This is a genomic window from Pelagivirga sediminicola, from assembly GCF_003072125.1.
GTDB classification, from domain to species: Bacteria; Pseudomonadota; Alphaproteobacteria; order Rhodobacterales; family Rhodobacteraceae; genus Roseovarius; species Roseovarius sediminicola.
On sequence record NZ_QCYH01000032.1, the window covers coordinates 1 to 9679 of the forward strand.

A 9679-nucleotide genomic window follows, 5' to 3' on the forward strand; every position below is an offset into this window, starting at 1 on the left:
GTCAGGACGTCTGCCACCAGATCAGAAGTGCTGCAAATGCGGTCAGGGCCAGCACCGAAAATCCGAACAGAACTACCGCAAACAGCACCGGTCCCGCTCGTCCTGGCAATCTGTGTGCAAGCCCCCCGAGTGTTCTGGAAGTCTCGATCGCCATGACATAGAGTGGCAGCGCACTCGCCAGCGTCGCATAGAGATAGGCGCCGGAGATGTTTTCGAAGAACACCGAACGCACCAGCGTCGGCGCAACGACCCGGAGGGCGGTTGCTCGGCTTCCCCCGAAGGATCCGAACAGATCGGCGGACAGGACATAGATCACCGCATGCAAGGCGATGAACCCGACGATGCGGACCGGCAGATCGACCAGAAGGACCAGCCTGATCCCGTAGGTCTGACTGGGCTTGGCCACGACCGACGCGAACAAGAAGAAGCTGACATAATTCACGACGAATACGACGGGCAGACCGTTGGTCACGACCTGCCTTGAAAACCTGCTGAGCGGGAGGCCGCCACCAATCAACATGCCGCCGAAACCGGGGGTCATCGCAACGTAGATCATGACAGCTGGTATCAGGCTGAGGACGCTGAAGACGAGCGTATTCCATGTAAAACGCACCGCCGGCATGTCGATGGCAAAGTATTTTCTCATCATTGGTGGTATTCCACGGGTGGTCAGGATTCATAACCAGAAAATGACCACGGCAGCCAAGACACATGCGGACAGGAAGACCTTCGGGCACCTGTCATGACGAGTGGCGATCCGTCGCCAGTCTTTGAGGCGAGCGAAGCTGTTCTCGATCTTGTGGCGCTTTCGATAGCGTGTCTCATCGTGCGGGATCGCGAACTTGCGGCCTTTGCGCGACGGGATGCAGGGCGTAATCCCCCTGTCTTCAAAGGCTTCGCGATAGAAAGCCAACCGTTGTGGCAACGCGCTTGCCGCTCACGCCGGAGCGGTTGGCGGCGATACCGACGGAGACCGAGGTTATCGCATGGCTCTCAGTTGTTGCCGCAACAGCAACCATCCGATTTTGTAACGGGCGCTTTAACGGATGTCTGATGTTCCGGTCGGGCATCAACATCGTGGCTGGTTTCACGTCCGCCGCAGCCTCCTCCGGATTTGGTGGTTTCGGCTGGGGATTGATCAGTACGAGGCGTTTTCTGGTCCATTTGAGCCTCCTGGCATTCAGGGTTCGTAATGTAGACGTCGTCCGTGGCACTGCGTTACAGGGAGAGAGCGGTTCACCTCGTGAAAAAACGGGAGCGAAGCAGAAATCTGTGATACCGTTTCAGAGTCCATAACCGTAAGCCCACGAGGTCAGGCGACCCAAGTGCATTTTTATTCCACGTACGCCGGATACATTTTCGACGGCGACGCGAACGGCATTTTCCTCGAAATCGCTGTCCACCACACCCCAGATTGAGACGTGGCCGCCTTCTACCGTGAAATTGACCAGGTTGACCGTGATAGCGGGCACCTCTTTCAACGCGATCTCAATGCGGGCGCGTAGGTCACGATCATCTTGGGAGGGCTCGGGAAGCGTGTCATCCCCGATCGTGGAAAGCGCGTGCAACAGGTTTGAGCGACTCACAATACCCACGATTGCACCATCGCGCGTCACCGGAATCCGCTTGATCCGGTGTCTCTCGAGCAGTCGCGCGATGGTCCCAACAGAAGTATCCTCATCGACGCTGATCACGTCGCGTGTCATCACGTCCGAGACTTTGTGGCTGCGCGCCTTGACGAAATCCCGTGCCGACTCTTCGGTGCCTTTGAACAAATCGAGCCACCATGATCGGCGGAGTTCATCTTTGTCGCGGACGCGCCGCATCAGATCACCTTCACTGATCAATCCGGCTAGCTTGGCGGCGGCGTCGGTAACCGGCAGCCCACTAACGTGATGCGCCAGCATGAGTTCGGTTGCCTCTGCAACAGTCGCCCCCTGCGGAACCGAGATAACCGTCGCGGTCATAATGTCCTTTGCTCTCATGAAAATCCTCCTGACTTTGCCGGGGTTTTGTGAAATGACTCAAGCGCCGATCGTGAGCATCAGGTCGGACCCAAGGCTATAAGGCGGAATATCAAGGTTGCGCGGGGCCGGTCCTTTGCGGATACGGCCGGAGCGGTCGTAGTGGGAACCGTGGCAGGGACAGAACCAGCCTCCGAAGTCTCCGACGCTGGAGCCGTCCTGGCCAACCGGTACGCAACCCAGGTGGGTACAGATGCCGATCACGATCAACCACTCGCCGGCCTCATCTGCAGACCGGTTTACATCGAGTGCTGGCATATCCTGAGCGTTGTTGGGATTTTCATCTGTGTAATCGATCCGGTCGACAAGGTCATCGAGCGACGTTGCGCGTGCCCATGCGATCGTCTCGGGTGAGCGGCGCCAGATAAAGACCGGCTTACCGGCCCATTTGACGGTGATCCGTGTGCCCACAGCCACGCCCGTCAGATCGACGGTGATCGTCGACTGGCTGATTACGTCGGCCGAAGGGTTCATGGAATCGATCAGCGGCCAGATTGCAGCACCTGTCGCAATCGTTCCCGTGGCGGCGGTTGCATAATAGAGAAAGTCGCGACGTTCGGCTTTGCCGGTTTCCCCCACTCTTTGCTTTGCCTCGGACATCCTGCTCTCCATCACTTGTTCTCAGTCAGTCTTGGCGAAAATCCTCCGTCATATCCGAGCCAGACCCACAACCAGCTTCGATCATTGACCACCATTCTGGCCGCTAAAATCACTGTTTTCATCTTCGATAGCAGCGCGCGGCATCTCGGCAGCCACAAGCAAAGCCACCAGTTCGGCGGCTATGTCCCGGCGAAAACCGGCAAGGAGGTAGGCACAATCCTTTGGGCCAAGCCCCAGAACCTTCGCAGCCTCAGCCAGGCTCTGGCCCTGACCTTCGACCCGGCAGAACAGGTCCCGCGAAATTGGCGCATCGACGTGGCGCGAATGCGTCACACACGCGCAACTCAGCCGATGAACGACGCTGAACAATTCTGTGGCGGGTGCGAGGCGCTCTCGCATTTCCGGATCCGATCTCGACGTATTCTGGCACATTATTCCGGTATCTCCCTTTCGGACGCCCGAACACGGGCGTCTTCATGAGAGTAGACGCTTCCTGATAGCATCTGTTACAGGCAAAATAAGCAGTGCAGCCTCAGGCAGGTGCATCTTCCTCGGACGCACAATGCGTTTCGTCCTCCGGACTTTCGCACCCGATCGGCGGACAGTAGCAATCGTCCCAGCCGGTCTTGCAGCATTTGCCGCAATGGCCGGTCAGGGCATCGCGCAAGGCTGCGCGCGCGCGGTGCAGCCGCACACCGAGCGCACCCCGGGTCAGGCCCAGGTCGGCGGCGACCGCGGCACGATCTTCCTCACCAAAATCAATCCGACGGATCAGGTCAGCGTCAGCGTCGCGCAATGCAGGTATCAAACCGCTCACACACAGGCAAAACTGCGCCATTTGCTCGGGGGCATCATCCGACCACTCCTCGGGTTCCCGGCCATAGGCCTCGGTCAGACGACCGCGCCTTGCCGATTTGCGGAAATGATCGTTCATCGTCGATCGCAAGATGGCGTAAAGCCAGCCATCCATACGCTCCACATCCCGCAATTGGTCCTTGCGCGCCAGCACCCGAATGCAGAACTCTTGCAGGACATCCTCGGCATCGGCTCGGTTGCGCAGCCGCCGAACCAGGAAACCCAAAAAGGCCTGCCGACCGTCCGAGAGCGCTGTCTCGGCTGCGCTGACTTTGTCCTGCGTCTCATTTTGCTGTTTTTCGGTCATGATCGACACGTCCTTCCAATGACACCTATGATCGCACGTTATGAAAACAACCGCGGATATTCGCGCACATTGTCCTGACGTCTCCATAAAGGAGGCGAAATCCGAAATAAATGCGTCCAAGACATTTTCAAATCACCCCAACCAACTCAAGTTCAGTAAAGCGCGGACAGCCCGGGCGGCTTCATGGACGGCAAAACGATAACCGATGCACCGTGGACAGACCGATCGTACAGGTGAATCGCATCCTGGTTGAGCATCCGGATACACCCTGAAGACACCGCCTTCCCCAACTCCTGCGGCGCCGCATCGCCATGGATACGGTAGAGCGTATCAACGCCGTTCTGAAAAAGGTAGAGTGCCCTTGCCCCCAAGGGGTTGCCCGGACCGGGGTCCATGCCCCCATTGGCGACGGAATAGGGCTCCAATTCCGGCTGCCGCTCGATCATGCTGGCGGGTACTTTCCATCGGGGCCATTTGCGGGTGAACTGAAGCCGCGCCGTGCCTTCCCAGGCAAAACCCGCCGCTCCGACGCCGACGCCGTACCGCGTTGCATTTTCGCGGCTTTCAACAAAATGAAGGATCGCCGCATCAGGGTCGACGACAATCGTGCCGGGCGCATGGTCGGGCCAGGGGTTCACAACCTCCTGACGCCAGTATTCGGGCGCCAGACTGCCCTCCGGAACGGCGGGGATCGGATAGGGCTCGCCGGTGATCTCGCCATAAAAATCTGGAAGCGACGGATATACCGGCCTGGCCGGTGCGGCGACCACGCGCGTTACGGAAACCGCTTCCGGGCGGGCACAGGCAACAAGGCCCGTCATCGCTCCGAGAGCAATAAAGCTGCGTCGTGTGAACATGAGTATTTCCTTGTTCCTTTCATCTTCGTTGGTGAGTCGGGGGGAGAAATATGCGCGGACAATCGCAGCCGCTGCCGCGTCATCGGTGACCGGAAGCGCTCATCCATCCGCCACTGTGACTTCGCGAGGACGATGCACAAATCAGTCTTTTCAAACCGATCCCGACGATGTCGAACTTGCCAGACCGCGCCATATCGGAGGGCACGCAGTGACCAGTTCTGGCACCGGGCGCGAACGAACAGCGGTCCTCTCATCTTCTCTGTCTATCCCTTACGGACCCGATGGCTGAGATATAGTCCCGTGTCAGCGGCATGACATCTTTGCGTTTCGCAAGTTGGATCTGGAACACCACGAGATTCTTGTGACGAAAGCCGGCTTCGCAAGCGGCAAGGTAGAACTCCCACATACGACAGAACCGGTCGTCGAAAAGCGCGGCCACCCTGGCGCGGTTGGCCGCAAACCGATGCCTCCACTCGCGCAGGGTTGCGGCATAGTGCAGACGCAGCACCTCGACATCGGTGACGGTCAGGCCACTTCTCTCGATGACCGGCAAAATTTCCGACAAGGACGGAACATAGCCGCCAGGGAAGATATATTTCTTGATCCATGGGTTTGGCGCACCAGGTCTGCCGCTGGAGCCGATCGTATGGATCAGCGCAATACCGTCCGGGCTCAGCCGATCCGCGACCGTCTGGAAGAACGTACCATAATGGCCGGGGCCGACATGTTCGAACATGCCCACCGACACAACACGGTCATAGCGTCCCGTTTCGTGACGGTAGTCTCGCAGGTGAAACCGGACCTTGTCGCACAGCCCCGCCGTGTGGGTCTGGGTCCGGGCATAGGCCAGTTGATCCTCTGACAGGGTAAGGCCAGTCACCGATACGTTCCAGTCCCGCGCCAGCGACCGCCCCAATCCGCCCCAGCCCGATCCGATGTCCAGCACCTGCTGTCCGGGCGTGAGCAGAAGTTTGGCGGCTATGTGGCGTTTCTTCCTTTCCTGCGCTGCTTCCAGCGTATCCGCCGGAGAGCTGAAATAGGCACAGGAATACTGTCGGTCGCTATCAAGAAACAGGTCATAAAGCTCGTCCGAGAGATCGTAATGATGCGCCACGTTGCGTTGCGACCTCTTTGCGGGGTTGAACAGCACCAGTGGCCGGGTCAGACGATGCAAGAGCCGCCAGGCTTTGCGCAGTGGCGATTGCGTTGCGTCACCAAGATTGCCGAGAACGAGATCGAGAAAATCATGGATATCGCCCTGATCGATGCGCAGTGTGTCGTCCATATAGGCTTCGCCCAATGCCAGATCCGGGTTTATCGCGATCCGGCGCAGCGATCGGATTTGGGTAATCGCCGCAGTGACATGAGGTTCACCTTCGCCGAACCGGTGTCGTGTTCCGTCGGGCAGGATCAAGGTCAAAGTGCCGGTTTTGATCGACCGCGCCAGAAACCGACACAGGGGGCGCGCCCAGAAGCGGCCACGACCTGCGCGCGCTGAAAGCTCGCTGGCGGCGTCGATCTGCGTTGCCGCCCTCTCGATGAGTTTGGTGTTGTCGTTCATATGACGGCCTCCTCTTGCCAGAGCGCTCGGCTTTTACTTTTCGCCATGATGATGCTTCCGGTCTCGAAAAGGATCATCCCTTCCTGTCTTTGTGGCGATCTGCCATTTACGAGGCATCGACTGAGTGAGCGACTTCCTTCCAAAGACGCACAATCTCTGCATACGTTACAGATGATGCCGAAGGATTTTCAAATTGCCCCAGCGAAAGCGAGGCCCATGCCGTAGCGACCGTAACGAAGATGCCAGTTGCGCGTCAGTTTCCATGAACGATCCTCGAAGTCAGGAATCTAGCGAGATGAGACAAAGCAACTTTCAGAGCATGAAAACAACGTATCATGACCGGCCCCCTCATGGTCCCGACACTCTTGGCGGTGACGCCGAGTGACAATTCCGCCCTGCCCACGTCTGCGCCTTTTGCGCCTCGAAGCCACAACATGACAGTCTTCAATGCGGCCAGAATTGTCGCCGTGATGCTGCTCTGGGCGGCGTGCTATCCACTGTTGACGATCGGAATTGTCCTCGCTCCACATCTGAGTTTTGCGACATTGCGCGCGCTCATCGCCGGTCTGGTTCTGGTCGGGATTGCCTGTGCGCTACGCCGCCCGTTTCCTCGCGATGCCGCGGTCTGGGCGACCCTGGTTGTCATGGGCCTTGGGGGAACCAGTCTGGGCTTTCTGGGCATGTTCCACGCGGCGGAATTCGTCTCGCCCGGAATCGCCACGGTCATTGCGAACACCCAGCCGCTGCTGGCGGCGGCACTTGGCGGCATCATATTGGGGGAGCGTCTGAGCCGGCGCGGCAAAGCGGGGCTGTTCATCGGCTTTCTGGGGATTGTCGTCATTGCAGCCCCGCAGCTTTTTTCCAGCGGTGGGGACAGTTACGCCATTGGCATCGCCTATATCGTACTTGCGGCACTTGGAGTCACTGTCAGCAATGTGATGATCAAGAAAATCATCGGCCGGGTCGACCTGCTCATGGCAATGGGTTTGCAGTTCCTGATCGGCAGTATACCGCTGGCCCTCGCGGCGGGCATCATGGAGAACCCTGCGGATATTCAGTGGTCGTTCACCTTCATCACAGTCTTGCTCACGCTCGCCCTGTTCGGGTCGGCGTTAGTCTACATTCTTTGGATGTCGGTTCTAAGTGAAGTGCCGCTCAATCAGGCCAATGCGTTCAGCTTCCTTATTCCGGTCTTCGGGCTGTCGATGGGCGTGCTGTTCTATGGCGAAACCTTGGGTCTTCTGAAACTCCTGGGAATTATACTGGCGATTATCGGCGTGGTTCTGGTGACCCGGAAAGGTGCCGCGCAAGAGGCCAACGTGCCTGCGTCGTTCAAAATCGCGCCAAATTAACGCATATCGGAGCGAAACCAGAAAAGCTCTCTGTTCGCGGAGGCGAATGCTCCGAAAGCCGGCGTTCGAACATCACTTACGGAATTTGATATACTGACGAGATCTGCAATGAGTTCAGTGTGTCGCTGAAAGTCACGCAGAACATGCGCAGCATTTTGAAGACGGATCCGAACCACTTTTCGTGGCGGATGACTTCGTGCGCAGCCCTCCATGTGTAACGAGTCCGGTCGAGCCGCGTCTTATGGACACGAAGAAATTCAGAAGCTGAGGCGCATGAGGAGCGAACGTGAAAACAATCTGCAATTTAGACGCAATCCTGCCTTGGCGTTGCGCAGCCATGTCTGCTCCTTACGGAGCCAGGCTTCGTCATCGTCTCAAAGGCTGACTTGTGCTAGCGGAGGACACCGGTTCTGCGCGGACTCTCGGATCAATCCATCCCGACCACCCAGTAAGGAAAACACATCATGACACTCAAGCAAGTCGTAATTTGCTACCCCACACGCACCGCGATCGGCACCTATGGCGGGTCCCTGAAAGAGATGCCGGCAACTGAGATTGGCGCCGCTGCAATCCGTTCGACACTAGAACGTTCCGGACTCGATCCCTCGAATGTGCAGACGGTAGTCATGGGACAAGTGGTTCAGGCGGGTGCCAGAATGAACCCGTCGCGCCAGGCCGCGATCGGTGCCGGGATACCCGTCGATGTACCGGCAATGACGGTCAACAGAGTGTGCGGTTCAGGATCTCAGGCGATCGCCTCGGCGGCTCAGGAAATCATGCTTGGGCATGTCGATTGCGCGGTTGCTGGCGGGATGGAGAACATGGACCAGGCCCCCTACATTGTTCAGCAGGGGCGGTGGGGCTATCGCATGGGCGATGGCCAGATGTTCGATAGCATGCTCCGTGACGGCCTAAACGATGCCTTTTCGGGCGAGCATTCTGGCTGGCATACGGAAGACCTGGTGACGAAGGCTCAGATTTCACGCGAAGAACAGGATCGCTGGGCGGAGCGTTCGCAGCGGCGCTTCTCCGAGGCTCAGGCCGCTGGCAAGTTCCGCCACGAGATCGCGCCGGTCGAACTCAAATCTCGCAAGGGATCAACGGTCTTCGATACTGACGAGCATAATCGACCGAAGACGACGTTCGAAAGTTTGAGCAAGCTCAAGCCCGCCTTTCGCAAGGAAGGCACGGTTACCGCAGGCAATGCGCCGGGACTGAACAGCGGTGCGGCGGCAATGATAGTCGCGGAACAGGCTTGGGCGGAGAAGAATGGTCTAAAGCCCTTGGCAAGGCTGGTTTCTTATGGTGTGGGCGCGGTCGAGCCTGGCATGTTCGGTCTGGGCCCGGTGCCAGCTGTCTTCCAAGCCTTGGAGCGTGCCGGATGGAGCGTCGGCGATCTCGATCGCGTCGAGATCAATGAAGCCTTTGCCGCCATTGCCGTTGCGCTCGTGCGTGAGATCGGGCTCGACGAAAACATCGTCAATGTCGAAGGGGGCGCGATTGCGCACGGTCATCCGATCGGCGCGACGGGTGCCGTCCTCACGACGCGGCTTTTGCACGCAATGGAGCGCGATAGAGCTAAGCGCGGCCTGGTGACGCTGTGCATCGGTGGCGGGCAAGGCATCGCCCTCACCTTCGAGCGTATCAATTGACGCAGGCTGTCGGTGGCTCTGGCCAAGAGTGAATTGGACCTTGCGTCCTTTATGTACGGGATCGAGGGAAGCTGGCGATCAAGAGGTGCGTGACTGCAGGCGCGGCGTCGATTCAATGGGTCTCGGCAGCGGTTGGAGGAGGGCTTATCTGTAACGAAAATCACTTTGGTCCGTCTATCCAATTGCCGGTCCGATTCCTGCGCGCAACCGCGCCAGTTTCAGATTGCGCACCGATCGATCATCTGAAGGAGCTGAACATGCCAGATACATCCAAATCCACCAACCCCGCAGTTCTGAACTATCGGGGGCTTGACCTCGAAGCCTTGACGACACTGCAAATGCGCAATGTTGAAGCGCTCCGGAACATGACGACGCTCATATTCGACGCTACCGAAGCGGTTACCAGGCGCCAGGCCGAGTTCTTTGCTTCCCGTAATGACCAGATGAGCGCACCTTTCGAGGCTGGCAAAG

General features: G+C 58.3%; 10 protein-coding genes and 1 pseudogene. 4 read left to right on the forward strand and 7 right to left on the reverse strand.

The window, feature by feature from the left end; translation table 11 throughout:
* Position 1: 1 nt before the first annotated feature.
* The 4 genes and pseudogenes from DC366_RS18810 to petA form a co-directional block, all read right to left on the reverse strand.
* Positions 2 to 649, reverse strand: coding sequence for a hypothetical protein (locus tag DC366_RS18810; RefSeq protein ID WP_108693695.1), 648 nt, complete (start codon positions 647 to 649; stop codon positions 2 to 4).
* A gap of 27 nt (positions 650 to 676) precedes the next feature.
* A pseudogene (locus tag DC366_RS18815) lies at positions 677 to 907 on the reverse strand (IS5/IS1182 family transposase); the annotation flags it as partial.
* Positions 908 to 1283: 376 nt separating this feature from the next.
* A complete protein-coding gene (locus DC366_RS18820; RefSeq protein ID WP_108693697.1) occupies positions 1284 to 1985 on the reverse strand; it encodes a CBS domain-containing protein in 702 nt (233 codons plus the stop codon).
* A 39-nt stretch (positions 1986 to 2024) separates the two neighbouring features.
* Positions 2025 to 2624, reverse strand: a complete 600-nt coding sequence (gene petA / locus DC366_RS18825) for a ubiquinol-cytochrome c reductase iron-sulfur subunit (protein ID WP_243405234.1) — start codon at positions 2622 to 2624, stop codon at positions 2025 to 2027.
* A gap of 84 nt (positions 2625 to 2708) precedes the next feature.
* Here petA and DC366_RS19755 point away from each other — a divergent pair, with 84 nt between their 5' ends.
* Complete coding sequence (locus tag DC366_RS19755) at positions 2709 to 3104, forward strand: hypothetical protein (RefSeq protein WP_133176248.1); 396 nt, start codon at positions 2709 to 2711, stop codon at positions 3102 to 3104.
* A 52-nt stretch (positions 3105 to 3156) separates the two neighbouring features.
* Here the strand turns inward: DC366_RS19755 and DC366_RS18835 are convergent, their stop codons facing one another.
* From DC366_RS18835 to DC366_RS18845, 3 genes are all read right to left on the reverse strand, one after another.
* A complete protein-coding gene (locus DC366_RS18835) occupies positions 3157 to 3786 on the reverse strand; it encodes an RNA polymerase sigma factor (protein ID WP_108693703.1) in 630 nt (209 codons plus the stop codon).
* Positions 3787 to 3938: 152 nt separating this feature from the next.
* Entirely contained in the window at positions 3939 to 4643 is a 705-nt protein-coding gene (locus tag DC366_RS18840) for a L,D-transpeptidase (RefSeq protein ID WP_108693700.1), read from the reverse strand.
* 250 nt (positions 4644 to 4893) lie between these two features.
* Positions 4894 to 6204, reverse strand: a complete 1311-nt coding sequence (locus DC366_RS18845; protein ID WP_108693701.1) for an SAM-dependent methyltransferase — start codon at positions 6202 to 6204, stop codon at positions 4894 to 4896.
* A 434-nt stretch (positions 6205 to 6638) separates the two neighbouring features.
* On the opposite strand from DC366_RS18845, the gene DC366_RS18850 reads away from it, so the two are divergent.
* The 3 genes from DC366_RS18850 to DC366_RS18860 form a co-directional block, all read left to right on the forward strand.
* Positions 6639 to 7556, forward strand: a complete 918-nt coding sequence (locus DC366_RS18850; RefSeq protein WP_108693704.1) for a DMT family transporter — start codon at positions 6639 to 6641, stop codon at positions 7554 to 7556.
* A gap of 464 nt (positions 7557 to 8020) precedes the next feature.
* The gene (locus tag DC366_RS18855; RefSeq protein ID WP_108693702.1) at positions 8021 to 9208 is read left to right on the forward strand and encodes an acetyl-CoA C-acetyltransferase; all 1188 of its coding nucleotides are present in this window, start codon (positions 8021 to 8023) and stop codon (positions 9206 to 9208) included.
* Positions 9209 to 9465: 257 nt separating this feature from the next.
* Positions 9466 to 9679, forward strand: a 214-nt coding sequence (locus tag DC366_RS18860) for a hypothetical protein (protein WP_207768782.1), incomplete at its 3' end; no start/stop codon positions are given.